The sequence below is a fragment of the Janthinobacterium sp. FT14W genome, from assembly GCF_009208755.1.
In the GTDB taxonomy this organism is placed as follows: Bacteria; Pseudomonadota; Gammaproteobacteria; order Burkholderiales; family Burkholderiaceae_D; genus Janthinobacterium; species Janthinobacterium violaceinigrum.
Genome location: NZ_WFLL01000006.1, coordinates 48,534 through 74,291, shown reverse-complemented (window position 1 = coordinate 74,291; position 25,758 = coordinate 48,534). Strand labels below are relative to the sequence as shown.

General features: G+C 62.7%; 22 protein-coding genes. All 22 read right to left on the bottom strand.

Translation table 11 applies throughout. The annotated features are described in order from the left end of the window. Window positions 1-14: 14 nt before the first annotated feature. Window positions 15-653, bottom strand: coding sequence for an imidazole glycerol phosphate synthase subunit HisH (hisH, locus tag GCN74_RS06450; RefSeq protein ID WP_152255887.1), 639 nt, complete (start codon window positions 651-653; stop codon window positions 15-17). Window positions 654-688: 35 nt separating this feature from the next. Beyond that, window positions 689-1,279 carry an imidazoleglycerol-phosphate dehydratase HisB gene (gene hisB, locus GCN74_RS06445; RefSeq protein WP_010402123.1) on the bottom strand — a complete coding sequence of 197 codons (591 nt, stop codon included), beginning with the start codon at window positions 1,277-1,279 and terminating at the stop codon, window positions 689-691. 19 nt (window positions 1,280-1,298) lie between these two features. Then, window positions 1,299-2,393 (bottom strand): histidinol-phosphate transaminase, encoded by a 1,095-nt coding sequence (hisC, locus tag GCN74_RS06440; RefSeq protein WP_152255886.1) that lies wholly within the window; start codon window positions 2,391-2,393, stop codon window positions 1,299-1,301. Window positions 2,394-2,426: 33 nt separating this feature from the next. Continuing rightward, window positions 2,427-3,392, bottom strand: a complete 966-nt coding sequence (locus tag GCN74_RS06435) for a DNA-methyltransferase (protein ID WP_413541529.1) — start codon at window positions 3,390-3,392, stop codon at window positions 2,427-2,429. Then, window positions 3,389-4,714, bottom strand: coding sequence for a histidinol dehydrogenase (hisD, locus tag GCN74_RS06430; protein WP_152255885.1), 1,326 nt, complete (start codon window positions 4,712-4,714; stop codon window positions 3,389-3,391). The genes GCN74_RS06435 and hisD overlap by 4 nt, the downstream gene beginning before the upstream one ends. Before the next feature lie 25 nt (window positions 4,715-4,739). Continuing rightward, window positions 4,740-5,420 carry an ATP phosphoribosyltransferase gene (gene hisG, locus GCN74_RS06425; RefSeq protein WP_035823105.1) on the bottom strand — a complete coding sequence of 227 codons (681 nt, stop codon included), beginning with the start codon at window positions 5,418-5,420 and terminating at the stop codon, window positions 4,740-4,742. Between the two features lie 21 nt (window positions 5,421-5,441). Further along, on the bottom strand, window positions 5,442-6,692 hold the full coding sequence (murA, locus tag GCN74_RS06420) for a UDP-N-acetylglucosamine 1-carboxyvinyltransferase (protein WP_070257789.1): 1,251 nt from the start codon (window positions 6,690-6,692) through the stop codon (window positions 5,442-5,444). A 4-nt stretch (window positions 6,693-6,696) separates the two neighbouring features. Then, entirely contained in the window at window positions 6,697-6,933 is a 237-nt protein-coding gene (locus GCN74_RS06415) for a BolA family protein (protein WP_034753824.1), read from the bottom strand. 58 nt (window positions 6,934-6,991) lie between these two features. After that, window positions 6,992-7,753: an ABC transporter permease gene (locus tag GCN74_RS06410; protein ID WP_152255884.1), complete on the bottom strand. Its 762-nt coding sequence runs from the start codon at window positions 7,751-7,753 to the stop codon at window positions 6,992-6,994. After that, entirely contained in the window at window positions 7,750-8,667 is a 918-nt protein-coding gene (locus tag GCN74_RS06405) for an ABC transporter ATP-binding protein (RefSeq protein ID WP_152255883.1), read from the bottom strand. Before GCN74_RS06405 ends, GCN74_RS06410 begins: the two co-directional genes overlap by 4 nt. Window positions 8,668-8,877: 210 nt before the next feature. Then, window positions 8,878-9,225 (bottom strand): lipid asymmetry maintenance protein MlaB, encoded by a 348-nt coding sequence (locus tag GCN74_RS06400; protein WP_152255882.1) that lies wholly within the window; start codon window positions 9,223-9,225, stop codon window positions 8,878-8,880. Window positions 9,226-9,277: 52 nt separating this feature from the next. Next, window positions 9,278-9,913 (bottom strand): phospholipid-binding protein MlaC, encoded by a 636-nt coding sequence (locus tag GCN74_RS06395; RefSeq protein WP_152255881.1) that lies wholly within the window; start codon window positions 9,911-9,913, stop codon window positions 9,278-9,280. Window positions 9,914-9,985: 72 nt separating this feature from the next. After that, window positions 9,986-10,870, bottom strand: coding sequence for a VacJ family lipoprotein (locus GCN74_RS06390; protein WP_152255880.1), 885 nt, complete (start codon window positions 10,868-10,870; stop codon window positions 9,986-9,988). After that, window positions 10,867-11,337 carry an outer membrane lipid asymmetry maintenance protein MlaD gene (mlaD, locus tag GCN74_RS06385; protein WP_070219660.1) on the bottom strand — a complete coding sequence of 157 codons (471 nt, stop codon included), beginning with the start codon at window positions 11,335-11,337 and terminating at the stop codon, window positions 10,867-10,869. Before mlaD ends, GCN74_RS06390 begins: the two co-directional genes overlap by 4 nt. 79 nt (window positions 11,338-11,416) lie before the next feature. After that, window positions 11,417-12,199 carry a lipid asymmetry maintenance ABC transporter permease subunit MlaE gene (gene mlaE, locus GCN74_RS06380; protein WP_152255879.1) on the bottom strand — a complete coding sequence of 261 codons (783 nt, stop codon included), beginning with the start codon at window positions 12,197-12,199 and terminating at the stop codon, window positions 11,417-11,419. Next, window positions 12,196-13,005, bottom strand: a complete 810-nt coding sequence (locus GCN74_RS06375; protein ID WP_086137632.1) for an ABC transporter ATP-binding protein — start codon at window positions 13,003-13,005, stop codon at window positions 12,196-12,198. The genes mlaE and GCN74_RS06375 overlap by 4 nt, the downstream gene beginning before the upstream one ends. Window positions 13,006-13,264: 259 nt before the next feature. Then, window positions 13,265-14,728: a glutamate synthase subunit beta gene (locus GCN74_RS06370; protein ID WP_152255878.1), complete on the bottom strand. Its 1,464-nt coding sequence runs from the start codon at window positions 14,726-14,728 to the stop codon at window positions 13,265-13,267. 79 nt (window positions 14,729-14,807) lie between these two features. Then, window positions 14,808-19,508, bottom strand: a complete 4,701-nt coding sequence (locus GCN74_RS06365) for a glutamate synthase-related protein (protein WP_152255877.1) — start codon at window positions 19,506-19,508, stop codon at window positions 14,808-14,810. Between the two features lie 197 nt (window positions 19,509-19,705). Next, window positions 19,706-20,413 carry a transposase gene (locus tag GCN74_RS06360; protein WP_152255876.1) on the bottom strand — a complete coding sequence of 236 codons (708 nt, stop codon included), beginning with the start codon at window positions 20,411-20,413 and terminating at the stop codon, window positions 19,706-19,708. A 156-nt stretch (window positions 20,414-20,569) separates the two neighbouring features. Further along, window positions 20,570-21,250, bottom strand: coding sequence for a response regulator transcription factor (locus GCN74_RS06355; protein ID WP_034780956.1), 681 nt, complete (start codon window positions 21,248-21,250; stop codon window positions 20,570-20,572). A 137-nt stretch (window positions 21,251-21,387) separates the two neighbouring features. Next, the gene (locus GCN74_RS06350) at window positions 21,388-22,524 is read right to left on the bottom strand and encodes a PAS domain-containing sensor histidine kinase (RefSeq protein WP_152255875.1); all 1,137 of its coding nucleotides are present in this window, start codon (window positions 22,522-22,524) and stop codon (window positions 21,388-21,390) included. 49 nt (window positions 22,525-22,573) lie between these two features. Then, window positions 22,574-25,678, bottom strand: a complete 3,105-nt coding sequence (locus tag GCN74_RS06345) for a DEAD/DEAH box helicase (RefSeq protein ID WP_152255874.1) — start codon at window positions 25,676-25,678, stop codon at window positions 22,574-22,576. Between the last annotated feature and the right edge of the window lie 80 nt (window positions 25,679-25,758).

Here is a 25,758-nt window from a genome sequence, read left to right as displayed (position 1 = left end):
CCGGAAAGTGAACGTCAAGGTTGCCAGTGAACGAAGTTCTTGTACAGCTGCAAGCCAGCGGCAGCGCTTTTCTCAGGGTGAAACTGTGTCGCGAAAATATTATCACGGGCGACGGCGCACGCAAACGGCGCGCCATAGATAGTCTCGCCCACCGTGTGCGCCGCCTCTTGAGGTTGAGCAAAATAGCTGTGCACAAAGTAAAAATACGCATGGTCGGCGATGCCGTCCCACATGACATGGGACGCCGTTTGCCGTACTTGGTTCCAGCCCATTTGCGGCACCTTGAAGCGCGACCCGTCTTCCTGCACCTGGCCGTCGAGCTGGAAACGCACGACTTTGCCTGGCAGCAAGCCCAGACCGGCCGCATCGCCCTCTTCGCTGCCTTCAAACAGCATTTGCTCACCGATGCACACGCCCAGCACGGGCTTGCTGTCGGCCGCGCGCAGCAGCGCTTCGAGCACGCCCGATTCGCGCAGGCTGCGCATGCAGTCGGGCATGGCGCCCTGGCCCGGCAAGACGATGCGGTCGGCGCCGTCGATGTCGGCCGGCACGCCGGAAATGCACACGTCGGCTTCGGGCGCCACGGCGCGCAGGGCCTGCGCTACCGAGCGCAGGTTGCCCATGCCGTAATCCACCACCACAATTTTATTCATGTTTGATCTCGGAATCTGCAATGTATCGCGGGCGCTTACAGGCTGCCCTTGGTCGATGGAATGATGCCGGCCGCGCGCTCGTCGAGCTCGGCAGCCATGCGCAGCGCGCGGCCAAAGGCCTTGAACACGGTTTCGCACTGATGGTGGGCATTCGTGCCGCGCAAGTTATCGATATGCAATGTCACGCCCGCATGGTTGACGAAGCCGCGGAAAAATTCCAGGGTCAGGTCGACGTCGAAGCCGGCGATCATGGCGCGCGTAAACGGGATGTGGTATTCGATGCCCGGGCGGCCCGAGAAATCGAGCACCACGCGCGACAGCGCCTCGTCCAGCGGCACATACGCGTGGCCGTAGCGGCGGATGCCCTTCTTGTCGCCGATGGCCTTGGCCACGGCCATGCCCAGGGTGATGCCCACGTCTTCCACCGTATGGTGGTTGTCGATATGCACGTCGCCCGTCGCTTCGATATCGAGGTCGATCAAGCCATGGCGGGCGATCTGGTCCAGCATATGGTCGAGGAAGGGCACGCCCGTATTGAGCTTTTGCTGGCCGGTGCCGTCCAGGTTGAGGGCGACGCGAACTTGCGTCTCATTGGTGTTGCGCGTGATTTCTGCGGTGCGGTTCATGGGAGGCTCTGGCGGTAGGCTAAACGAGGGATGCCTTGAAGGCATCGTAAAAAAGGGAATTGTCTTCCGGGGTGCTGACGCTGATGCGCAGGCAATTGACCAGCGCAGCATGCATTTTACTCATATTTTTAATTAAAACCCTGTGGGCAAGCAGTTTTGCGCAAACATCGTCGGAATCAGCCACACGAATCAGAAGAAAATTTGCCTTCGATGGAAACACGGTCACGCCCGGCAGTTCTGCCAGGCGCAGCGCCAGCGCATCGCGCGCGCTGTTGAGCAAGTCCGCCTGGGCATTGAGCACGTCGAGGTGCTCGAGCGCGAATTCGGCTGCCGCCTGCGTCAGCACATTGACGTTGTAGGGCGGGCGCACTTTTTCAAATTGCGCCAGCAGGGCCGGCGCGGCCGACATATAGCCGAGGCGAATGCCGGCCAGGCCCAGTTTCGACACGGTGCGCATCACCACCAGGTTCTCGAATTCGGGCAGGCGGCCCATGAAGCTGTGCTGCGCGAACGGTTCATACGCTTCGTCGACGACGGCGATGCCCGTGTCGCCCAGGGCCGCGAGGATGCGCTCGATGTCGGCGCTGGCAAACAGGTTGCCCGTCGGGTTGTTCGGATACGCGAGGAACACCAGCGCCGGGCGGTGCTGTTCGATGGCCGCCAGCATGGCCGGCATGTCCAGGCTGAAGTCGGCCTGCAGGGGCACGCCGACGAAGTCCATGCCCGCAAACTGCGCCGAGCGCGCATACATGACGAAGGCGGGCACGGGCGCCAGCAGCACGGCGCGCTTGCCCGCTTCCTGGGTGGCGCAGGCCATGGCCAGGATGGAGATCAGTTCGTCGGAGCCGTTGCCCAGCATGACATCGTAGCCGGCGGGCACGCCCAGCTTGGCGCAGATGGCTTGTTGCAGGCTGGCGTAGGACGGCGGATAGCGGTTCAGCGCCACGCCGGCCAGGCGCGCGCCCAGCTCCTCGCGCAGCCGCTGCGGCAGCGGATACGGGTTTTCCATCGCATCGAGTTTGATGTAACCGCTGGCATCGGCTACCTGGTAGCTTTTAACGGCCTGCACATCGGGCCGCACGGTGTTGCTGATTAACTGATCGAGGAAAGACATGCTGCAAACACTCCTGATGGAATTAGATGGAGACTAAATGACGACGTCTTCCGGCACGGCGGCGCTGCGCGCCTTGCGGGCCGGCGCTTTTTTCACGGCGGGCGGCTTTTTCGCCACGGCCGGTTTCTTGCTGGCCGCCTTGGCGGCCTTGGGCGCGGCGGCTGCCGCGCGGCGCTTGGCCGGCGCCTTTTTCACGGGCGTCGGCACGGCCGGTTCGGCCAGCTCCTGCGCGAGCGCCGTCAATCGCTGTTCGATGATGGCGCAGTAATCGGGATTCAGTTCAAAGCCGACGAAATCGCGCCCGCAGCGCTTCGCCGCCAGCGCCGTGGTGCCGCTGCCCATGAACAGGTCGAGCACCACGCCGCCGGGCGGGCACGAGGCCTTGACCATGCGCTCGATGATTTCCAGCGGCTTTTGCGTCGGGTGGTCGGCCCGTTCCGGGTGTTCCTTGTGCAGGCGCGAGACGCTCCACAAGTCTTTCGGGTTGTAGCCCACTTCCAGCCATTTGGCGCCGATGAAGATCGAGCGCGAACGGGCTTTCTTGGTGGCCGCGTCGTAGGCGATGCGCACCGCGTCAAGGTCGAAGTAGTAATCCTTGCGCTTGACGAAGAAGCCGATGGTGTCGTGCACCGATGAAAAGCTGCGCACGCTGCCGCCCATGGACGGCACGCGGCGGTCCCAGATGATTTCATTCATCATCGCCATGCGCTGTTTCAGCATGACGAAGATCTCCGGCGAATAGCGCCAGGTCAGGAAGATATACAGGCTGCCGTTGGCTTTCAGCTTGGGCAGCGCCGCATCGATCCACTGCTCCGTCCAGCGCAGGTAGTCGGCCACCGACTGCTGGTCCGAGGCGTTGCCGTAATCCTTGCCCAGGTTGTACGGCGGGTCCGTCAGGATCAGGTCCACCGAGCCATCGGGAATGCGCGCCAGCCCCGCCAGCGCGTCTTCGCAATAGACCCGGTTGACCCAGTCCGGCTGCTCCGCCATATTCGTCATGGCTGCGGCTTCAAGCGCAGTTCGGCGCTGCGCGCGTGCGCCTGCAAGCCTTCGCCATACGCCAGGGTGGCGGCGACGCGGCCCAGGGTTTGCGCGCCCGCTTCGCTGACGTGAATGATGGACGAGCGCTTCTGGAAGTCATACACGCCCAGCGGCGACGAGAAACGCGCCGTGCGCGACGTTGGCAGCACGTGATTGGGACCGCAGCAATAGTCGCCCAGCGATTCGGACGAGAAGCGGCCCAGGAACATGGCGCCCGCATGGCGGATCTGCTCGGCCCACTGCTGCGGGTTTTCCGCCGAGATTTCCAGGTGTTCGGCCGCGATGGCATTGGCGATCTCGCACGCCTCCGCCATGCTGCGCACCTTGATCAGCGCGCCCCTGTCCTGCAGCGACGTGCTGATGGTGGCCTGGCGCGGCATCGTCGGCAGCAGCTTGGCGATGCTCTCCTCGACTTGCGCGATGTAGCCGGCGTCAGGGCACAGCAGGATGGCCTGCGCCAGTTCGTCGTGCTCGGCCTGCGAAAACAGGTCCATGGCGACCCAGTCCGGGTCCGTCGTGCCGTCGCACAGCACGAGGATTTCCGACGGTCCGGCGATCATGTCGATGCCGACGATGCCGAACACGCGGCGCTTGGCGGCGGCCACATAGGCGTTGCCGGGACCGACGATCTTGTCGACGGCGGCAATCGTCTGCGTGCCGTAGGCCAGGGCGCCGACGGCTTGCGCGCCGCCGATGGTGATCACGCGCGTCACGCCGGCGATGGCCGCGGCGGCCAGCACCATCTGGTTTTTCACGCCATCGGGCGTCGGCACCACCATGGTGATTTCGCCCACGCCCGCCACATGCGCGGGAATGGCGTTCATCAGCACGGAGGAAGGATAGGCTGCCTTGCCGCCCGGGACGTAGATGCCGACCCGGTCGAGCGGCGTGATCTTCTGGCCCAGCACCGTGCCATCGGGCTCGGTGTAGGTAAAGCCGCGCAATTCTTCGCGCTGGCGTTCGTGGAAGGCGCGGATGCGCTGGGCGGCGATCTGCAGCGCTTCGCGCTGGGCCGACGGCAAGCCGTTCAAGGCCGCCTGCAATTCGGCTTGCGAAATATCGAAGGCCGCCATTTCCGCCGCGCCGCCATGCGGGATGCGGTCGAAACGGTTCGTGTATTCCAGTACCGCGGCGTCGCCGCGCGTTTTCACATCGGCCAGGATGTTGGCGACCGACGCTTCAATCGCTGCATCGGTGCCCGCCTCGAACGCCAGCAGCGTATCGAGCGATTGTTGGAAACCATCCTGGCTTGAATCGAGCTTGCGTATCTGTATCGGCATAATCGGCTTTCTGCTACTTGAATGTCTAGGCTTGCGAAGCAGTTTGCGAGGCGCGTTCGAACGCCTCGATAATCGGCTGCAAGCGCTCGCGCTTGAGCTTGAGCGCAGCCTGGTTGACCACCAGGCGCGAGGAAATTTCCATGATGTGCTCGACCTCGACGAGGTTGTTCGCGCGCAGGGTGCTGCCCGTGCTGACCAGGTCGACGATGGCGTCGGACAGGCCGACCAAAGGCGCCAGCTCCATCGAGCCATACAGCTTGATCAAGTCGACGTGCACGCCCTTGGCGGCGAAATGCTCGCGCGCCGTGTGCACGAACTTGGTGGCCACGCGCAAGCGGGCGCCCTGGTGCACGGCCTTTTCATAGTCGAAGCCGGCCTGCACCGCCACCGACATGCGGCAGGAAGCGATATTCAGGTCGATCGGCTGGTACAGGCCTTCGCCGCCATGCTCCAGCAGGACGTCCTTGCCCGCCACGCCGAAATCGGCCGCGCCGTACTGCACGTAGGTCGGCACGTCGCTGGCGCGCACGATGATGACGCGCACGTTCGGATCGTTGGTGGCCAAAATCAGCTTGCGCGACGTCTCCGGGTTTTCCAGCACCTTGATGCCAGCCGCTTCCAGCAGCGGCATGGTGTCCTCGAAAATGCGGCCCTTCGACAGCGCCAGAATCAGCTGGGAGCTGTCACCGTTGTTCGATCCGTTCATGCTCGTTCCTTTTTCTTGTTTTTACTTGATGCGCACGATGTTCGCGCCGACGGCCGACAACTTCACTTCCATGCGGTCGTAGCCGCGGTCGAGGTGATAGATGCGGTCGATCAGGGTTTCGCCATCGGCGGCCAGGGCCGCGATCACCAGCGACGCCGAGGCGCGCAGGTCGGTCGCCATCACGGGCGCGCCGCGCAGCTGCTTGACGCCGGCGATGATGGCCGTGTTGCCCTCGATGGTGATGTCGGCGCCCAGGCGGTTCATTTCCTGCACGTGCATGAAGCGGTTCTCGAAAATCGTCTCGGTGACGCGGCTGGCGCCATTGGCGATGGTGTTTACGGCCATGAACTGCGCCTGCATGTCGGTCGGAAAGCCCGGGTATTCCGTGGTGCGGAAGCTGACGGGGTTCGGACGGGCCGACATCTCGGCGCGGATCCAGTCTGCGCCGAAGGTCATCGTCAGGCCCATGGCGCGCAGCTTGTCGAGGGCCGCATCGAGGATATCGGTGCGCACGTTGCGCAGGGTGATGTCGCCGCCGGTGGCTGCCACGGCGCACAGGAAGGTGCCCGTTTCGATGCGGTCGGCGATCACCGCGTGCGAAGCGCCGTGCAGCGCGTCGACGCCCTGGATGACCAGGCGGCTGGTGCCGATGCCGTCGATCTTCGCGCCCATGGCCACCAGCAGGTGCGCCAGATCGGTCACTTCCGGTTCGCAGGCGGCGTTTTCCAGGATGGTCTCGCCTTCGGCCAGGGTCGCTGCCATCAGCAGGTTCTCGGTGCCGGTGACGGTGATCATGTCGGTGACGATGCGCGCGCCTTTCAGCTTGGCGCACTTGGCGTAGATGTAGCCTGCTTCGATGCGGATCTCGGCGCCCAGCGCTTCGAGGCCCTTGATGTGCTGGTCGACAGGACGCGAACCGATGGCGCAGCCGCCCGGCAGCGACACCTTGGCTTCGCCGAAGCGCGCCAGCATGGGGCCCAGCACGAGGATCGAGGCGCGCATGGTTTTCACCAGTTCATACGGCGCTTCCAGGGTGTCGATGGCGCTGCCGTTGAGGACCACGCGGTCGCCGTCCTGCTGCACTTTCAGGCCCGTCTGGCCCAGCAGTTTCAGCATGGTGGCCACGTCGTGCAGGTGCGGCACGTTGGTCAGGTCCAGGTCGCCCGCGGTCAGCAGGCCCGCGCACAGGATGGGCAGGGCGGCGTTCTTCGCGCCGGAGATGGCGATGTCGCCGTTCAGGCGGTTGCCGCCGTTGATGAGGAGCTTGTCCATGTGCTTATCCTTGGAATTCTTCAGGTGTCAGGGTTTTCATCGACAGCGCGTGGATTTCTTCGCGCATGCGGTCGCCCAGCGCCGCGTAGACGATCTGGTGACGCTGGATCAGGCGCTTGCCGGCAAAGGCGGGCGAGACGATCACGGCCTGGAAGTGCTGGCCGTCGCCCTCCACTTCGAGGTGCGTGCATTCGAGGCCGGCCGACAGATAGCCGTGGATCAGTTCTGGAGTGGTGGTCACGATAAGTCCTTGATATTGAATAATGTAGTGATGTGATGTGCCGCAGTCAACGGCGCAATTAGTGTCGCAAACGATAGCCGCTTTTCAGCAGGCGGATCGACGCCAGCGCCAGGATCACGAGGAAGCCGGCGACGATGGAAAGACTGAGCCAGGGGCTGACGTCGGACACACCGAAGAAGCCGTAGCGGAAGCCGTCGATCATGTAGAAGAAGGGGTTCAGGTGCGATACCGACTGCCAGAACGGCGGCAGCGAGTGGATCGAATAGAACACGCCCGACAGGAAGGTGGCCGGCATGATCAGGAAATTCTGGAAGGCGGCCAGCTGGTCGAATTTCTCGGCCCAGATGCCGGCGATCAGGCCCATGGTGCCCAGCATGGCGGCGCCCAGGAAGGCGAAGACGACGATCCACAGGGGCGCAACAAACGACAGCTTGGCGAACCAGCAGGTGATGGCAAACACGCCAAAGCCCACGGCCAGGCCGCGCGCGACGGAAGCGAGTACATACGCCGAGAAGATTTCCCAGTGTGACAGGGGCGTGAGCAGCACGAACACCAGGTTGCCCGTGATCTTGGACTGGATCAGCGAGGACGAGGAATTGGCAAACGCGTTTTGCAGCACGCTCATCATCACCAGGCCGGGAATCAGAAAGGCCGTGTAGCTGACGCCGGGGCTCGGTTCCACGCGGCCGTCGAGCACATGGCCGAACACCAGCAGGTACAGCATCGACGTGAGCACGGGCGCGGCCACGGTTTGCGTCGCCACTTTCCAGAAGCGCAGCGTCTCTTTGTAGACGAGGGTGCGGAATCCTGTCGAAATCATACGGTACCTTTATCCATGATCTGCAAGAAGATATCTTCCAGGTCGGCTTGTTGCAATTGCATTTCATCGATCTCGACGCCCGCTTCGCGCAGGCGGGCGAGGATTTTCTCGACTTCGCTGTATTCGTTGACGCGCAGGCTGAACTTGTTCGGCGCCTGCTGTTCTTCCGGGTGCAGCACCAGGTGCTGCAGGTCGGCCGGCAAGCTGCCGTACTTGAGGTGCACCTGCAGCTGCGAGCCGGCGATGCGGCGGATCAGGGCCGACATGGTGTCGAGCGCCACCACCTTGCCCGTCTTGAGCATGGCCACGCGCTGGCACATGGCCTGTGCCTCTTCCAGGTAGTGGGTGGTCAGCACGACCGTGTGGCCCCCTTCGCGGTTCAGGCGCGAGATGAACTTCCACAAGGTCTGGCGCAGTTCCACGTCGACGCCGGCAGTCGGCTCATCGAGCACGATGACGGGCGGCTTGTGCACCAGCGCCTGGGCCACCAGCACGCGGCGCTTCATGCCGCCGGACAGGGCGCGCATATTCGTGTCGGCCTTGCCCGTGAGGTCCAGGTTTTCCATGACCTCGTCGATCCACTTGTCGTTATTCGGCAGGCCGAAATAGCCGGACTGCAGGCGCAGGGTTTCGCGCACGGTGAAGAACGGGTCGAACACCAGCTCCTGCGGCACCACGCCCAGGTTGCGGCGCGCATTGCGGAAGTCGCCGACCACGTCGTGGCCGTGGATCTTGACGGTGCCCGCGTCGGGGCGTATCAGGCCGGCGATGATGGAAATGAGCGTGGTCTTGCCGGCGCCGTTGGGGCCGAGCAGGCCGAAAAACTCGCCTTCCTCGATGGCCAGCGACACGCCGCCCAGCGCCTTGAGCGATTTATAGCTCTTTTCTACATTCGTTATTTGAATTGCGGTCATGTGCTTGTTTCAAGTGTAATGCGTCTGGTGTGATGCGCCAGTTGCCGGTGCAATGCAGGCCGGCTGGCCGGTGCAGGGCGCCCCTTCCGCAGAGGGTGGCGCAACAGTCAATTATAGTTGGAAACTTCGTGGAACACTTGGAGATCAATCCGGCGGCGCTGCTGGCCTGCCGGCTTGAAAGCTACTGCTGATGCGGGGAGTGGGACAGGATCAATGATGATGCAGGTCGGACGGGCTGCGTTCGGCGTGGCCGCCGGCGCTGCCGCAGTCCTCGGCCGTCAGGGTGCTCGAGACGAGCGAGCAGACGCCATACAGCTTGGTGAGGTTTTTCAGGTTGTCCGGCAGGTTTTTCAGCTCCAGCACGCCGCCCGCTTCCTGCGCGGCGCGTTGCCACGTCAGCATGACGGAAACGGCGGCCGAATCGACAGCCTTGACGTTGCGCAGGTCGAACTTCGTCTGACCCGAGCGGATGGCGTCCAGACCCTGCTCCAACGCCGAGGTGGCATTGTGCACGGTCAGGGAAGTCAGGGACTGCAAGGTGTCGAGAGAGTCGGGCATGGCGTCGGGCTGCGCTGGTCTGGAGCTGGGTCAGGAGCTATATGATAGCCGATTATTTGGCTTTGGCAGCGGGACGGCTGGCCAGGGCCTTGTTTTTCGCTTGCAAGGTCTTGATCAGGCCATCGATGCCGCCCTTGCTGATCTCGCTGGCAAAGCTGCTTTTGTACGTTTCCACCAGCCACGCGCCCAGCACGTTGATGTCATAGATCTTCCAGCCGGTCGGGGTTTTCGCCACGCGGTAGTTCAGGGGCACGGGTTCGCCGCGCGCCACGTTCACTTGCGAACGCACTTCCACTTCCGTGTCGGCCGGATCGGCGCGCAAGGGCTTGAATTCCACGGTTTCGTTCTTGATCTGCGACAAGGCGCCCGAGTACGTGTAGATCAGCAGGGTGCGGAATTCGCTGGACAGCTGCTTTTGCTGGTCCGGCGTGGCGTCGCGCCAGAAGCGGCCGGCGGCCAGCGCCGTCATGCGCTGGAAATCCACGTACGGCAAGATCTTGCTTTCCACCAATTCGGTGACGCGCTTGATATCGCCAGCCTGGATGGCCTTGTCGTTCTTGGCCGTGTCGATCACGTCCTGGCTGATGCGTTTGACCAGGACGTCCGGCGCTTCGACAGCGGGGGCGGCCTGGGCGGCGGCGGCAAAGGCGATGGTGGCCATCGCCAGCAGTTGTTTCATCAATTTCATGGTTCTACCTTTCATGGTGTTGCTAAGCACCGGCTGGCGTCGGTCGCAGCCGTGGTGTTTCTTTACCGCAGTTTACTCCTGAGGCTTGGCCTCGGATGCAACGGTATTGCTACCAGATGTTACGAGGTCCGCGGGCGCAACAACGGCCGCTGTCGTGGCTGGCGGCGTTTCCGCAGGGGCCGCCTGCGGTGCCGCATCGTACTCCGGCTCGTAATCGCTGGTGTCGTTTTTTGGCACTTTCCGGTCGCGGCGGCTCGTATCGCCATCGAAGACCTTGCTTTCGCGCGCCTGCAGGAAGCCGTCGCGGATGAATTCATAGCGGTCCAGCGCGGCCGCTTCCATCAGATTGGTGGCGTCGAGCAGCGCGGCGCGCTTGTCGACCACGCGCGTCACCGTGCCGATATTGCGCACCGAGACAGGCTCCTTGTAGCGCCATGGGTCGCCCGTGATGTCGAGCGGCAGGGCCACCGTGTCGCGCACGGTCGATGGACCCAGCAGCGGCAGCATCAGGTAGGGACCGGGCTGCACGCCATACCAGCCCAGGGTCTGGCCAAAGTCTTCGTTATGCTTGGGAATGCCCGCCTGCGACGCGATGTCGATCAGGCCGAGGAGGCCGAAGGTCGAGTTCATGCTGACGCGCACGACGTCTTGCAAGCCCGCTTCACCCTTGCCTTGCAGCAAGTTGTTCACGGCGCTCCACACATCGGACAAGTTGCCGAAGAAGTTGCCCACGCCCGTTTGCACGAACGACGGCGTGACCGTCTTGTAGGCCGTGGCGGCCGGCTTCAGGGCCACCTGGTCGACGGTGTCGTTGAACTTGAACATGGCGCGGTTATACCCTTCCAGCGGGTCGCGCGGATTGGTGCCGGTGGCGCAGGCGCTCACGCTGGCGGCAATGGCCAGGGCCAGGCCGATACGCGCCAGGCTGCCTTGGGATTTCATGGTCGACTCGCTCATTTGCTGTCCTTTCCTTCCGCTGCCTTGCTGTAGATGAACTGATTGATCAGGTCTTCCAGCACTGTGGCCGATTGAGTACGGGCGATCTTGTCGCCCTCTGCCAGGTTCGCCAGATCGCCGCCTGCTTCCAGGCCGATATATTGCTCACCCAGCAAACCGGCCGTCAAAATCTTGGCCGAGCTGTCTTTCGGAAATTTGTAGCCATCTTCGATGTCGAGTTTCACCAGCGCCTGATACGTCTTGTCATCAAAGCGGATCTCCGCCACGCGCCCCACCACCACGCCGGCGCCCTTGACGGGCGCCTGCGGCTTGAGGCCGCCAATATTGTCGAACTTGGCCGTAATGGTATACGTCTTGCTGAAAGACAGCGAGCTCATATTGCCGGCCTTGAGCGCCAGAAACATCAATGCCGCCACACCCAGCAAGACGAACAAGCCGACCCAGACATCCAAAGATTTACGTTGCATAAACAATCCTAAATAATTTTTACTTGTTGCCGCCTGCGCAACATCCTGCCCAGGCCCGCTGTTTGTCGTTGATCGGCAACTACTTGCTAAACATCAACGCCGTCATCATGAAATCGAGCCACCACACCATCAACGACGAAATCACCACCGTGCGCGTGGTCGCGCCGGACACGTCTTCCGGCGTCGGCTGTGCCTGGTAACCCTGGAACAGCGCGATGAAGGTCACCGCAATGCCGAACACCAGGCTCTTGATGGTGCCGTTGCCCACTTCTTTCCAGACATCCACGCCGCCTTGCATCTGCGACCAGAACGAGCCTTCGTCGACGCCGATCAGCACCACGCCCACCAGGTAGCTGCCGATGATGCCGACAGCGGTAAAAATGGCGCCGAGGATCGGCATGGCGATCACGCCGGCCCAGAAACGGGGCGCCAGCACGCGCTGGATCGGGTTCACGGCCATCATTTCCATGGCCGACAATTGCTCGCCCGCCTTCATCAAGCCGATTTCCGCCGTCAGCGACGTGCCGGCGCGGCCCGCAAACAGCAGCGCCGTGACCACCGGGCCCAGTTCGCGCGTCAGCGACAGCGCCACCAGCAAGCCCAGCGACTGCTCGGCGCCATACGTGGTCAGGGTGTAATACCCTTGCAAGCCCAGCACCATGCCGACGAACAGGCCGGAAACGGCGGTAATCACCAGGGAGCGATTACCGATAAAAAACAGTTGCTCGATCACCAGGCGCGGACGGCGCCACAGGCCGCCCGAGGAGGCGATGATGATGAAAAACGAACGCACGGCAAAGCCGAGGTCTTGTACCGCATTGCGCAACCATGCTCCGATCGCCGCCAGGAAACGCGCGATCATCGGCCCGCTCCCGCGTGCAAGCCCAGGTCGTCGGCCAGCGATTTGCCCGGATAATGGAACGGCACGGGGCCATCTGCCTCGGCATTGACGAACTGCTTGACGTACGGATGCGTCGACACGGCCATCTCGGCCGGCGTGCCGTGCGCCACAATCTTGCCCGATGACAGAAAATAGACATAATCAGCGATGGCGAAACACTCCTTCACATCGTGCGATACCAGGATAGACGTGGAGCCCAGCGCATCGTTCAGATTGCGGATCAAATTGGCCGTCACGCCCATGGAAATCGGGTCCAGGCCGGCGAACGGCTCGTCGTACATGATCAGTTCGGGGTCGAGCGCGATGGCGCGCGCCAGCGCGACGCGGCGGCCCATGCCGCCCGAAATCTCGGCCGGCTTCAATTGCGCCGCGTTGCGCAAGCCCACGGCGTGCAGCTTCATCAGCACCAGGGTGCGGATCAGCTCTTCATTCAAGTCCGTGTGTTCGCGCAGGGGAAACGCCACGTTTTCAAACGCCGTCAAGTCCGTAAACAGGGCGCCGTGCTGGAACAGCATGCCCATCTTGCGGCGCAACTGATATAACTGGTCGGTCCCCAGCGTATGCACGATCTGGCCGTCGACATTCACGGAGCCGGAACTGGGGCGCAACTGCCCGCCGATCAAGCGCAATACGGTCGTCTTGCCACTGCCGGAGCCACCCATGACGGCCACAACTTTTCCACGTGGGAAATCCATTTGAAGGCCCGATAAAATCGAACGTTCTCCATAGGCAAAGTGTAAATCACGGATTTCAACAAGATTTGGCACGACGAAGCTCACTATTTTAATGGCGTATTGTAGTGCAGAAACGCCAACCTCTGCTGAGACACCCCTTGGGACAGCCCCGGAAAGGGGAAGAATACAACACTAATGAATCGAAAGTCAGATATTGTATTAGAAATTTGGCCTGCGCATCGCCGCCCCCTCCGATGACTTGCACGGCCGTTGACCTGGCGGATAAAAATAACAAAGGCCACGGCGCGATCCGCGCCGTGGCCCTGGAAAAAAACGAACAATTGCTCGTTTTTTAGCGTGGCAGCAGGGATGCCCCCATCAGGAACTCATCGACGGCGCGCGCGCACTGGCGCCCTTCGCGGATGGCCCACACCACCAGCGACTGGCCGCGGCGCATGTCGCCGGCCGCAAACACCTTGGCCACCGAGGTCTGGTAGCAGCCGGCGCCATCCGTGCTCGCCTTGACGTTGCCGCGCGCATCCGTATCGACGCCGAAGGCTTCCAGCACTTGTTGCACTGGGGAAACAAAGCCCATGGCCAGGAAGACCAGGTCGGCCTTCATCTCGAATTCCGAGTTCGGCACTTCGCTCATCTTGCCGTCTTTCCATTCGACCCGGCAGGCGATCAGCTTTTCCACCTTGCCGCCCTTGCCTTCGAAACGCTTGGTGGCCACGGCCCAGTCGCGCTCGCAGCCTTCCTCGTGCGAGGACGAGGTGCGCAGCTTGGTCGGCCAGTACGGCCACACCAGCGGCTTGTTTTCCTGCTCCGGCGGCTGCGGCATCAGTTCGAACTGGGCCACCGAGGCGGCGCCATGGCGGTTCGAGGTGCCCACGCAGTCGGAACCCGTGTCGCCGCCGCCGATCACCACCACGTGCTTGCCCGTGGCCTTGATCTGGTCCTTGAGCTTGTCGCCCGCGTTGACCTTGTTTTGCAGCGGCAGGAAATCCATGGCGAAATGCACGCCTTTCAGTTCGCGGCCCGGCACGGGCAAGTCGCGCGGCTGCTCGGCGCCGCCGGCCATGATGACGGCGTCGAATTCTTTTTCCAGGTCTTCCGGGAAAATGGTTTCCTTGGCCCAGTTGTTCACATTGGCCGGGAAATCCTTGCCGACCAGCACGCTGGTGCGGAACACCACGCCTTCCGCTTCCATCTGTTTCACGCGCAGGTCGATGTGCGACTTTTCCATCTTGAAGTCAGGGATGCCGTAACGCAACAAGCCACCGACCCGGTCGCTCTTCTCGAACACGGTGACAGCATGGCCGGCGCGCGCCAGCTGCTGCGCCGCCGCCAGGCCGGCAGGGCCGGAACCGACGATGGCCACTTTCTTGCCCGTGCTGAATCCTGCCGGCTGCGGCGTGACCCAGCCGTGCTCCCAGCCCATGTCGATGATCTTGTGCTCGATGGACTTGATGCCGACGGGATCTTCGTGGATGCCCAGGGTACAGGCCGATTCGCACGGCGCCGGGCAGATGCGGCCCGTAAATTCCGGGAAGTTATTCGTCGAATGCAAGATATCGAGCGCTTCGCGGTAGGCGCCGCGGTACACGAGGTCATTCCAGTCGGGAATGATGTTATTCACGGGACAACCCGTGGTGCAGAAGGGAATGCCGCAATCCATGCAGCGCGCGCCTTGCACGGTCGCTTGCGCGTCCGACAGGTGCAGCACGAATTCCTTGTAGTTCTTCAGACGCGCGGCAGGCTCCAGATAGTGCTCGTCCTGGCGCTTGAATTCCATGAAGCCGGTAATTTTACCCACGATGTTTCCTTTGTATTTGGCTGGCGGGGAGCGGCCAAGCCGCTCCCGTGTCACATTTTTGGCAATGAGTTTGGCTGGCTCAGGCGGCGACGGCTTGCACTTCCATGGCCGCATCGGCAGCCATCTCGATCAGCGCGCGCTTGTATTCGTTCGGGAAGACTTTCACGAACTTGCCGCGCGCCGCGGCCCAGTCGTCGAGCAGGACGCGGGCGCGCGTGCTGCCCGTGTGCTTGAAGTGACGCTCGATCAGGCGCTTGAGGATGACTTCATCCGCTTCCGGCACGCCGTCGCGGTGCTGCGTATGCCAGGCATCGCGGTCGACATGCTGTTCCGCTGCGGACACGACCTTGTCCAGGCTGACCATGGCCGTGTTGCACTTGCTGGCAAAGTCGCCCGCCGGGTCGTACACATAGGCGATGCCGCCCGACATGCCGGCCGCAAAGTTGCGTCCCGTGTTACCCAGGACCACGACCGTGCCGCCCGTCATGTATTCGCAGCCATGGTCGCCCAGGCCCTCGACCACCGTGGTGGCGCCCGAGTTGCGCACGGCAAAGCGTTCACCGGCCACGCCATTGAAGAAGGCTTCGCCGGCGATGGCGCCGTACAGCACCGTGTTGCCGATGATGATGTTGTCCACGGCCCAGCCACGGAATTCCGTATTCGGCCGCACGATGATGCGCCCGCCCGACAAGCCTTTACCCACGTAATCGTTGCCCTCGCCCACCAGGTCGATCGTGATGCCGTGCGCCAGGAAAGCGCAGGCCGACTGGCCCGCCGTGCCTTGCAGCTGGATGTGGATGGTGTCGTCCGGCAAGCCGGCATGGCCGTATTTCTTCGCCACTTCGCCGGACAGCATGGTGCCCACCGTGCGGTTCAGGTTGCGCACGGGCGAGATGAAGGAGACGCGCTCGCCCTTCTCCAGCGCCGCGCGCGCTTGCGCGATCAGCTTGTGGTCCAGCGCCTTTTCCAGCGCATGGTCCTGGAATTCCACGTGGCGGCAGGCCTGGCCATCCGGGGTTTCCGGCTTGTGGAAGATGGCCGAGAAGTCCAGTCCCTGCGCCTTCCAGTGCGAAATCGCCTTCGATTTGTCCAGCAGGTCGACGCGACCGATCAGCTCGTCATACGTGCGGATGCCCAGCTGCGCCATCAATTGACGGGCTTCTTCGGCGACGAAGAAGAAATAATTGACGACATACTCGGGCTTGCCCGAGAACTTGGCGCGCAGCACGGGATCTTGCGTGGCCACGCCCACCGGGCAGGTGTTCAAGTGGCATTTGCGCATCATGATGCAGCCTTCGACCACCAGCGGCGCCGTGGCGAAACCGATCTCGTCGGCGCCCAGCAGGGCGGCGATGACCACGTCGCGGCCCGTCTTCATCTGGCCGTCGGCCTGCACGCGGATGCGGCTGCGCAAGCCGTTCAAGACCAGCGTTTGTTGCGTTTCGGCCAGGCCCAGCTCCCACGGCGTGCCCGCATGTTTCACGGACGACAAAGGCGAGGCGCCCGTGCCGCCATCGTGGCCGGCGACCACCACGTGGTCGGCCTTGGCCTTGGTGACGCCGGCCGCCACCGTGCCGATGCCCACTTCCGACACCAGTTTCACGGAAATCGACGCGCGCGGGTTGGCGTTCTTCAAGTCATGGATCAGCTGCGCCAGGTCTTCGATCGAATAAATGTCATGGTGCGGCGGCGGCGAAATCAGGCCCACGCCCGGCACGGAAAAGCGCAGGCTGGCGATGTACTCGGACACCTTATGGCCCGGCAACTGGCCACCTTCGCCCGGTTTCGCGCCCTGCGCCATCTTGATCTGGATCTGGTCGGCCGAGTTCAGGTAGGCGGCCGTGACGCCGAAACGTCCCGACGCCACCTGCTTGATGCGCGAACGCATGGAATCGCCTTCCTGCAGCGGAATATCGACGACGATCTGCTCGGCACCGACGACGGACGCCATGGTGTCGCCCTGGCGGATGGGGATGCCCTTCAATTCCTGCGTGTAGCGGTTCGGATCTTCGCCGCCCTCGCCCGTGTTCGACTTGCCGCCGATGCGGTTCATGGCCACCGCCAGGGTCGCGTGCGCTTCCGTGCTGATGGAACCGAGCGACATGGCGCCCGTGGCGAAGCGCTTGACGATTTCCTTGGCCGGTTCCACTTCGTCGAGCGGGATGGCCTTGGTCGGGTCGAGCTTGAACTCGAACAGGCCGCGCAGGGTCAGGTGGCGCCGGCTCTGGTCATTGATGATTTGCGCATACTCTTTATAGCTGGAGAAATTGTTGCTGCGCGTGGAATGCTGCAATTTCGCAATCGCATCCGGCGTCCACATATGGTCTTCGCCGCGCACGCGGAACGCATACTCGCCGCCCGCGTCGAGCTTGTCGGCCAGCACGGGATCGCTGCCGAAGGCCAGCGCGTGCAGGCGCAGCGCCTCTTCCGCCACTTCAAACACGCCGATGCCCTCCACGTTCGATGCCGTGCCCCTGAAGTATTTGTCCACCAGCGACTTGTTCAAGCCGATGGCTTCGAAGATCTGCGCGCCGCAGTAGGACATATACGTGGAAATGCCCATCTTCGACATGACCTTCATCAAGCCCTTGCCCACGGCCTTGGTGTAGTTGTAGATGGCTTTGTCGGCGGACAAATCGCCGGGCAAGCCGCGCGCCATCTCGGCCAGGGTTTCCATGGCCAGGTAGGGGTGGACGGCTTCCGCGCCATAGCCTGCCAGCAGGGCGAAGTGGTGGGTTTCGCGGGCCGAGCCCGTTTCCACGACGAGGCCCGTGGAGGCGCGCAAGCCCTTGCTCACCAGGTGCTGGTGCACGGTCGAGGTGGCCAGCAGCGCAGGGATCGCCACCTGGTCGGCGCAAATGGCGCGGTCCGAGACGATCAAAATGTTATGGCCGGACTTGACGGCGTCGACGGCTTCCGCGCACAGCGAGGCCAGGCACGCTTCCACGCCTTCCTTGCCCCAGGCCAGCGGGTAGCAGATGTCCAGCTCGTAGGACTTGAACTTGCCGCCCGTGTGGGCGCTGATGTTGCGCAAGCGCGCCATGTCGTCAAAGCCCAGCACGGGCTGCGCCACTTCCAGGCGCATCGGCGGGTTGACGTTATTCGTATCGAGCAAGTTCGGTTTCGGGCCGATGAAGGACACGAGTGACATCACCATCGCTTCGCGGATGGGGTCGATCGGCGGATTCGTCACTTGCGCGAACAGCTGCTTGAAGTAGTTATACAGCGGCTTGAGTTTGTTCGACATGACGGCCAGCGGCGAGTCATTGCCCATCGAGCCCGTCGCCTCTTCGCCGGCCAGTGCCATCGGCGCCATGAGGAATTTCAAGTCTTCCTGCGTGTAGCCGAACGCCTGCTGGCGGTCCAGCAACGATGGCTGGGTCTTTTCGCCCTGGGCACGGTCCTGCTTGGCCTGGCCTTCGGCCAGCTTGATCTCGTCGAGCTTGATGCGCACCGAATTGATCCACGCCTTGTACGGCTTGGCGTTGGCGTAGGTGTTTTTGAGTTCCTGGTCGTCGATGATGCGGCCCGCTTCCAGGTCGATCAGGAACATCTTGCCAGGCTGCAAGCGCCATTTCTGGATGATTTTCGATTCCGGGATCGGCAGCACGCCCGATTCCGACGCCATCACCACCAGGTCGTCGTCCGTGACGATGTAGCGGGCCGGACGCAAGCCATTGCGGTCCAGGGTGCCGCCGATGTGGCGGCCATCCGTAAACGCCATGGCGGCAGGGCCGTCCCATGGTTCCATCATGGCCGCGTGGTATTCATAGAAGGCGCGGCGGTTGTCATCCATCGTCGTGTGGTTTTCCCACGCTTCCGGAATCATCATCATCATGGCCTGGGCGATCGGGTAGCCGGCCATCAGCAGCAGTTCCAGCGCATTGTCGAAACACGCCGTGTCGGACTGGCCTTCATAGATCAGGGGGAACAGCTTTTGCAGGTCGTCGCCCAGCACGGCCGACTTCATCACGCCTTCGCGCGCGCGCATCCAGTTGAAGTTGCCTTTCACCGTGTTGATCTCGCCGTTATGGGCGATCAGGCGGTACGGGTGGGCCAGCGGCCATTCGGGGAAGGTATTCGTCGAGAAACGCTGGTGCACCAGGGCCAGGGCCGAGATGCAGCGCGCATCCTGCAAGTCCTTGTAGTACACGCCCACCTGGTCGGCCAGCAGCAAGCCTTTATACACAATCGTACGGGCCGACATGGACGGCACGAAGAATTCCTTGCCGTGCAGCAGCTTCAAGGCCTGGATGGCGTGGCCCGACGATTTGCGGATCACATACAGTTTGCGCTCGAGCGCGTCGGTGACCATGATGTCCGGGCCGCGGCCGATGAAGATCTGGCGGATCACGGGTTCCTTGGCGCGCACGGTAGGCGACATCGGCATGTCCGTATCGATGGGCACGTTGCGCCAGCCCAGCACGACCTGGCCCTCGATGCGCACGGCCCGCTCGATTTCCTGCTCGCAAGCGATGCGCGACGCGTGTTCCTTCGGCAGGAAGACCATGCCCACGCCATATTCGCCAGGCGGCGGCAAATCCACGCCCTGCTTGGCCATTTCTTCGCGGTAGTACTGGTCGGGAATCTGGATCAGGATGCCGGCGCCATCGCCCATCAGCGCATCGGCGCCCACGGCGCCCCGGTGATCGAGGTTTTTCAGAATCAGCAAACCCTGTTCGACGATCGAATGGGTCTTGTTGCCCTTGATATGGGCGACGAAACCGACGCCGCAGGCATCGTGTTCATTGGCTGGGTCGTACAGGCCTTGCGCTTTCATGGGCTTCTCCGCTGCATATGACTATCGAAAAACTAGAGTAGTGCAACGCAACAAAAAACTCAACCACAATAATTAGGGTCGGAGTCGAATTAAATTGGATTTTGTCGCCCTAAAAATTTAATAGGGACATAGTCGAAGCAATTTCAATAAAAGCGCGGAAAGGAAGCATTTTTTGTTTTAAATGCGAATGCTTTTTATTAATCAGCGGCCGCGTCGGCCACAATTTTGCGGGGACGGCCCCGCTTGGCCGGCAGCACTTGCCGCTGCATTTTCTGCTCCAGCGCCTGCTTGAAAGCGTCGGAACCCAGCGGCCAGCCCTTCAGCACAGCCTGCTCTACGACCTTCACCTGGCTGCTGCCCAGGCCTTGCTCGAACAGGCGCAGATACGCGGCCTCGCGGTCGAACGGCGTGTTGCCCAGCGCCCAGTACAGCGCATGGTCGGTGATGACGGGATCGGGCCGCACGCCCGCATGGTGGGCATAGCTGGACCAGCTGTAATCGGGCGCCTGGCCCGCCAGGCCCGTCTGCACGGGCACGCATTCCAGGTAGCGGCAGCAGGTGAGGAAGAAATTGTCGGGATCGATGACGGAAGTTTTGTAGCGTCCCTGCCACAATGCGCCTTCGCGGCCGTATTTTTGATTGAAATACGGCACGTAATAGCGTCCCAGCCACTGCATCAGCTGTCCCAGACCCGTGGCGTCGGCCGGCGTCGCCAGCAAATGTAGCTGATCAGGCAACAAAACATAGGCGTGGATGGCCACCTTGAACATTTTCGCGCCCGTTTTCAGCCAGGACAGGAATTGCGCGTAATCGGCCGCATCCTGGAACACGGGCTGGCGGTTGCTGCCGCGCTGGATCACATAATGGGGCAGTGCGGGAATGATGAGGCGGGGCAAACGGGCCATGGCAGAATCGGCAAAAAGAAGGCTAAGACCTTGATTCTACACACTCTGACGCGTCAGACGCGACTCTGACCCTATTTTATTTTGAATACGTGAAAAAGCCATTGACTCTGTCCCTTTTTATGACGCCACCCGGCTGAGGGTGGCTGCAGGCGCAAATCAGGACAGGTTGAAACTGGCCGACAGGCTGTAGCCCTCGCCATATGCGCTGCGCAGCGGCAAGTCCTGACCCAGGCCCGTCTTGGCTTTCTTGCGCAGGCGATACACGAGCATGTCGACTCTGCGGCCCGCATCGGGGTCTTCGCCGCCCATGCCGGCCACGATGACGTCGCGCGGCACGGGGCGGGTGTTGATGGTCAGCAGGTGCAGGAAGTTGAATTCTTTTTCCGTCAAGGCGATGACCGAACCCATCAGCTCAAGTTGGCGAGCGCTTACTTTCAAGGTCCACTTGCCCGGCTCGGGCACGGGGTCTTGCGGCCCCACGCGACGGTCGAGCGCCTCGATGTGGGCGGCCAGTTCGGGGAACTTGATCGGCTTGGTCAGATAGTGGTCGGCACCCAGGCGCAAGCCCAGGATGCGGCTGTCGAAAGCCACGCGCCCCGTCAGCACCAGCACGCCGATTTGCGGATACAGCTGGCGCATGCGGGGGATGACATTGAAGCCATCCTCATCGGGCAAGCCCAGGTCCAGTACGACCACGCCAACATTGCCATGGCTCAACGCCGTCCACATGCCGCCAGCGGAGCTGGTGATATGGACTTCGTGTTCGAGCTCAACGAGAAACTCCGCCATGTCTTCGGCGTAGTCCAGATTGTCTTCGACGATCAGTATTTTCGTCATTGCAACGCCATTCTTCCGTTAGTGAGCTACCGTGGGCAAACCATGCCATTCACTTCTGCACCATGATGGACGGCACAATAGGTTTACGTCAAGGAATTATCACGGTTGCCTTCAGCGGAAGCAAGGCTTTTCCTTGTCTAGACAGGCAAGGGCAGCCAAATCCGGAAAACAGCCCCGCCTTCGGGCAGATTATGCCCCTGTAAACTCCCTCCATGCACATCCACCACGGCGCGCGCCATGTACAGGCCCAGGCCCGCCCCCGGATGCGTGGCATTCGTTCCACGGCTTCCTTTTTCGAACAGCTGCGCCAGTTCTTCTTCCCGCAAGCCGGGCCCCGCATCGCGCACGCACAGGGCCACGCCCCCTTCGGGCACCAGCTTGGCCGACAAGGTGATGGCACTGCCCGGCACGCTGAACTTGACGGCATTGTCGAGCAGGATTTTCAGGCACAGCGCCATGCCGGGCACGTCGCAGCGCAGCCTGGCCGGCAAGTCCTCGTCCAGTTCCAGCTGCACGCGGTGGCTGGTGGGCACGGTGGCGGCCGCCTGCTGCAGCAAGGCCAGCGGCGCGATGCCGTCGGCGGCCCGCTCGCGGCCGATGGCCGCCATGCGTTCGGGCGACAGATAATCGTCGATCATGGACAACAAGCGGTCGACCGCCGTCTGGATTTTCACGTAGCGCTTGCGCGTGGCGTCGTCCGCGTCTTGCGAGGTCGACACGAGGCGCTGGATGGCGCCGTCGATGGTGGCCAGCGGCGTGCGGAATTCATGCGACAGCATCGAGGCAAAGCGCTTCTGCTCCTTTTCCCGTTCCGCTTCCTGCGCCTGGGTCTCGCTGACATCGCGCAAGCTCCCCACCAGGGTCATGCTGCGCCCCGCCGCCGCAGGCACGATGGTCGAGCTGATTTCCAGCGCCAGCAGGTGGCCGTCGGCGTGCGGCATCTCCACTTCGCGCAGCAGGGTCAAACGGCTGGCATCGCCATCGCGCCAGCGCTGCAGCCGGGCCGGCACGTCCGCCGCCAGCTGTGCCGCGTGCTCGCGCAAGGCAGGCAAGTCGTATCCCGTCAGGCGCTGCGCGGCGGGGCTGATGTAGAGCAATTCGAAGGTGGTGGCGTCGAGCAGGAAAGCCGCATCGCGCCCGTGCTCGGCCAGCAGGCGGAACTGCGTTTCGCCCGCCCGCGCGCGCAGCAGGGCGCGGCGCAACTGGACGAAACGCAGCGCCATGAGGATGGCGCCGGCCAGCAGCAATACAAGAAAGGGCAGGAAGGGCAGCATGCGTTATACCTGGCAAGAAAGAATCGCCAAGTATACGCGTGCTGCGCCCTTAATCTTCCAGCGGAGCGAAAATCTGCTGCAAGTCTTCCTGCGTGAGCGCCATCTTCTGCGACTCGCCTTCGGCCAGGATCGATTGCGCCAGCTCCGATTTCTTTTGCTGCAGCAGCTGGATTTTTTCTTCCAGCGTGCCCTTGGCGATCAGCTTGTAGACGAACACGGGCTTGTCCTGGCCGATGCGCCAGGCGCGGTCCGTGGCCTGGTTTTCCGCCGCCGGATTCCACCACGGATCGTAGTGGATGACCGTGTCGGCCGCCGTCAGGTTCAGGCCCACGCCGCCCGCTTTCAGGCTGATCAGGAAGATGGGCACGGCGCCCTGCTGGAAGGCCGCCACTTGCGCGCCCCGGTCCTTCGTCTCGCCCGTCAGCAAGGCATACGGAATGTCGCGCGATTCCAGCTCTTCCTCGATCAATTCCAGCATGCTGGTAAATTGCGAGAAGACGAGGATCTTGCGCCCTTCGTCGAGCAAGTCTTCCACCATCTGCATCAGGTCGAGCAGCTTGGCCGAACCGGCCGACTGCTTCTTCGCCGGCAAGGTTTTCACGAGGCGGGGGTCGCAACAGACCTGGCGCAGTTTCAGCAGCGCTTCGAGGATGACGATCTGGCTGCGCGCCACGCCCTTCTTGTCGATTTCTTCGCGTACTTTTTGATCCATCGCAAGACGCACGGTTTCATACAGGTCGCGCTGCGGTCCCGTCAGTTCCACCTTGCGCACCATTTCCGTCTTCGGCGGCAGTTCCTTGGCCACATTGTCCTTCGTGCGGCGCAACAGGAAAGGCTTGATGCGGCGGTTCAGCAGCATGCGGCGCAGCGGGTCATCCTGGCGTTCGATCGGGTGACGGAACTGCGTGTTGAACGTCTTTTCGTCGCCCAGCAAGCCCGGCAGCAGGAAGTGGAATTGCGACCACAATTCTCCCAGGTGATTTTCCAGCGGCGTGCCGGACAGGCACAGGCGGTGGCGCGCGCGCAGCAGGCCCGCGCTTTGCGCCGCCTTGCTGCGCGTATTCTTGATGTAATGCGATTCGTCGAGAATGACGAGGTGGAAATCATGCTCACGCAGGGTTTCCTCATCGCGCGGCAACAGCGCGTAGGTGGTCAGCACCAGGTCGCATTGGTCGATCTGGTCGAATTGCTGGGCGCGGTCCTTGCCTTGCAGCAGCAGCACTTTCAGGCTGGGCGCGAACTTGGCCGCCTCGTCCTGCCAGTTGCCCATCAAACTCGTGGGCGCGATGACCAGGGCCGGATGCGTGAGGCGGCCCGCTTCCTTTTCCACCAGGATATGCGCCAGGGTTTGCACAGTCTTGCCGAGGCCCATGTCATCGGCCAGGATGCCGGCCAGGTCATGGTCGCGCAGGAATTGCATCCATGCCAGGCCATCGGCCTGGTAATCGCGCAGGGTCGCCTGCAGGCCGGCCGGCGCCGCCACTTTCTGCACGGAACCAAACTGGCTCAGCTTGCGGCCCATGGCGCGCAGCTGCTCGCCGCCCGTCCATTCCATGTCCAGGCCCCGCGCCAGCTCTTCCAGGCGCGCCGCGTCCAGGGTCGACATGCGCACCGCATGTTTGATCTTGTCGCTGAAGTACAGTTCCCCCAGGGTGTTCAGGATGGGGCGCACCCGGCCCCACGGCAGGGCCACGCGCGTGCCGTCCGGCAAGGTTGCCAGCATCTGGTCATCGTCCGCATGCGCTTCGATGACTTTCGGGTTGAAATCGTTGGGCGCGCTGCGGATCAGCTGCACCAGCACGGGCAGCAGCGGCACTCTTTCGTGGTTGACGACGATGCCCAGTTCCAGCTCGAACCAGGCGTTGCCGCTGTCCGGGTCCTGGTCGTCGATCTCCGCGTACCAGTCGCCCACGTCGCTCACGTCGTAGCGGTATTTGGCCGTCTTTTCCACGATCCAGCCCTGGTCCAGCAAGGTATCGATACCGGACTCGGCAAAACGCAGCCATTCCGCCTGCGAAGGCAGCAGCAAGGCGCCCTTCAAGCCGCTCAAGGGGGCGGAGCCCGGCTTCTTGAATTGCAGCTCGGCCAGGGTGGCCAGCGCGCGCGCTTCATCGGCCGTGTTTCTCTGGATAATTTCCGTCACGTCGCCCACTTGCCGCACCACGCGCTGCGACGGGTCGAACGAGACGCGCTCGCCATCGTAGTCGTAGGACAGCACGGCGAAGTCGCTCCAGCGCTGCACGCTGCCGTCGGCCAGCATGGCGCTGTCCATCAGCAAGACCGGTTGCGCCGGCACATCCTTGCGCAAGCGCTGCGGCAACGGTTGCGGCAGCGGCATCAAATGCTGCAAACCCTGGGCCAGCAGCAGTTGCGACACGCGCACCTTGTCGTTCGCGCTCAACGGCGGCGCCTGCGCCACCAGCGCCTGCAAGTCGGCCAGGGAAATGTCGGAGCCGCCCTGATTCAGTTCCAGCACGCCGCACGACAAGTTGTCGATGTACCACGGCGGATCGGTGGGCAGCATGTAGTCGATCTGGTCGGCGCCATGGTGCTTCGCCCCTTCCGGCGGGTCCACTTGCCAGCCCAGGCGCATGGTCTTGCCTTCGTCGCGCCAGAACAGGCGCGCGGGACGCACGGGACCTTCCTTCAGCGGATACACGAGGCCATTGCCCACGTCGGCCCAGGAATTGGCCCATAACAATTTATCCTGCTCGGCCAGCATTTTCAGCAGGGCCGCGCCCACCTTGCCTTTCGGCTCCGTGGCGCTGCCCGTCTGCGAGTTCTGCCCGCTGCGCATGGCCACGAAGAAACGCACGAGGTCTTCGTCAAACGGCGTCAGGAACGTGGGCGGCGCGGACAGCAGGGAAAAGATTTCGCTGATGGGACTGGCCGCCGCCACGTCGCCGTTCGGCCGCAGCCGCGCCTTGTACAGGCACAGGGCCACGTGGCGGCCGCCGCTGGTGGGCGCCAGCACGTAGATCAAGCGATGCTGGTTGAGCTTGGGATCAGGCTCGGCAATCGTCAGCACGGCCTTCGGATGGGCGGCTGCCTCTACCCGCTGCAGCCAGGTGGCGACGGCATACGGCAAAGGCGCTCCCGGCGCGCTGGCCGGGGCAACTGGGGTTTCACTGGTTTCGTCGCGGGTAAAATCCATGGGGCGCATTTTTGTGTAAAGGTCGTATCCAAATCGGCAACAGGCAATATTATCCGCCATACAGCCGTTGCTGGCTTGAT

Coding starts and splice junctions, on each gene's coding strand:
- GCN74_RS06390 (WP_152255880.1), bottom strand. CDS start 10,870: ATGAGCGAGTCGACCATGAAATCCCAAGGCAGCCTGGCGCGTATCGGC.
- GCN74_RS06355 (WP_034780956.1), bottom strand. CDS start 21,250: ATGACGAAAATACTGATCGTCGAAGACAATCTGGACTACGCCGAAGAC.
- murA (WP_070257789.1), bottom strand. CDS start 6,692: ATGGACAAGCTCCTCATCAACGGCGGCAACCGCCTGAACGGCGACATC.
- hisD (WP_152255885.1), bottom strand. CDS start 4,714: ATGCCGATACAGATACGCAAGCTCGATTCAAGCCAGGATGGTTTCCAA.
- GCN74_RS06395 (WP_152255881.1), bottom strand. CDS start 9,913: ATGAAATTGATGAAACAACTGCTGGCGATGGCCACCATCGCCTTTGCC.
- hisG (WP_035823105.1), bottom strand. CDS start 5,420: ATGAACGGATCGAACAACGGTGACAGCTCCCAGCTGATTCTGGCGCTG.
- mlaE (WP_152255879.1), bottom strand. CDS start 12,199: ATGATCGCGCGTTTCCTGGCGGCGATCGGAGCATGGTTGCGCAATGCG.
- GCN74_RS06405 (WP_152255883.1), bottom strand. CDS start 8,667: ATGACCGCAATTCAAATAACGAATGTAGAAAAGAGCTATAAATCGCTC.
- GCN74_RS06365 (WP_152255877.1), bottom strand. CDS start 19,508: ATGAAAGCGCAAGGCCTGTACGACCCAGCCAATGAACACGATGCCTGC.
- GCN74_RS06345 (WP_152255874.1), bottom strand. CDS start 25,678: ATGGATTTTACCCGCGACGAAACCAGTGAAACCCCAGTTGCCCCGGCC.
- GCN74_RS06410 (WP_152255884.1), bottom strand. CDS start 7,753: ATGATTTCGACAGGATTCCGCACCCTCGTCTACAAAGAGACGCTGCGC.
- hisB (WP_010402123.1), bottom strand. CDS start 1,279: ATGAACCGCACCGCAGAAATCACGCGCAACACCAATGAGACGCAAGTT.
- hisH (WP_152255887.1), bottom strand. CDS start 653: ATGAATAAAATTGTGGTGGTGGATTACGGCATGGGCAACCTGCGCTCG.
- GCN74_RS06435 (WP_413541529.1), bottom strand. CDS start 3,392: ATGACGAATATGGCGGAGCAGCCGGACTGGGTCAACCGGGTCTATTGC.
- mlaD (WP_070219660.1), bottom strand. CDS start 11,337: ATGCAACGTAAATCTTTGGATGTCTGGGTCGGCTTGTTCGTCTTGCTG.
- GCN74_RS06350 (WP_152255875.1), bottom strand. CDS start 22,524: ATGCTGCCCTTCCTGCCCTTTCTTGTATTGCTGCTGGCCGGCGCCATC.
- GCN74_RS06400 (WP_152255882.1), bottom strand. CDS start 9,225: ATGCCCGACTCTCTCGACACCTTGCAGTCCCTGACTTCCCTGACCGTG.
- hisC (WP_152255886.1), bottom strand. CDS start 2,393: ATGTCTTTCCTCGATCAGTTAATCAGCAACACCGTGCGGCCCGATGTG.
- GCN74_RS06360 (WP_152255876.1), bottom strand. CDS start 20,413: ATGGCCCGTTTGCCCCGCCTCATCATTCCCGCACTGCCCCATTATGTG.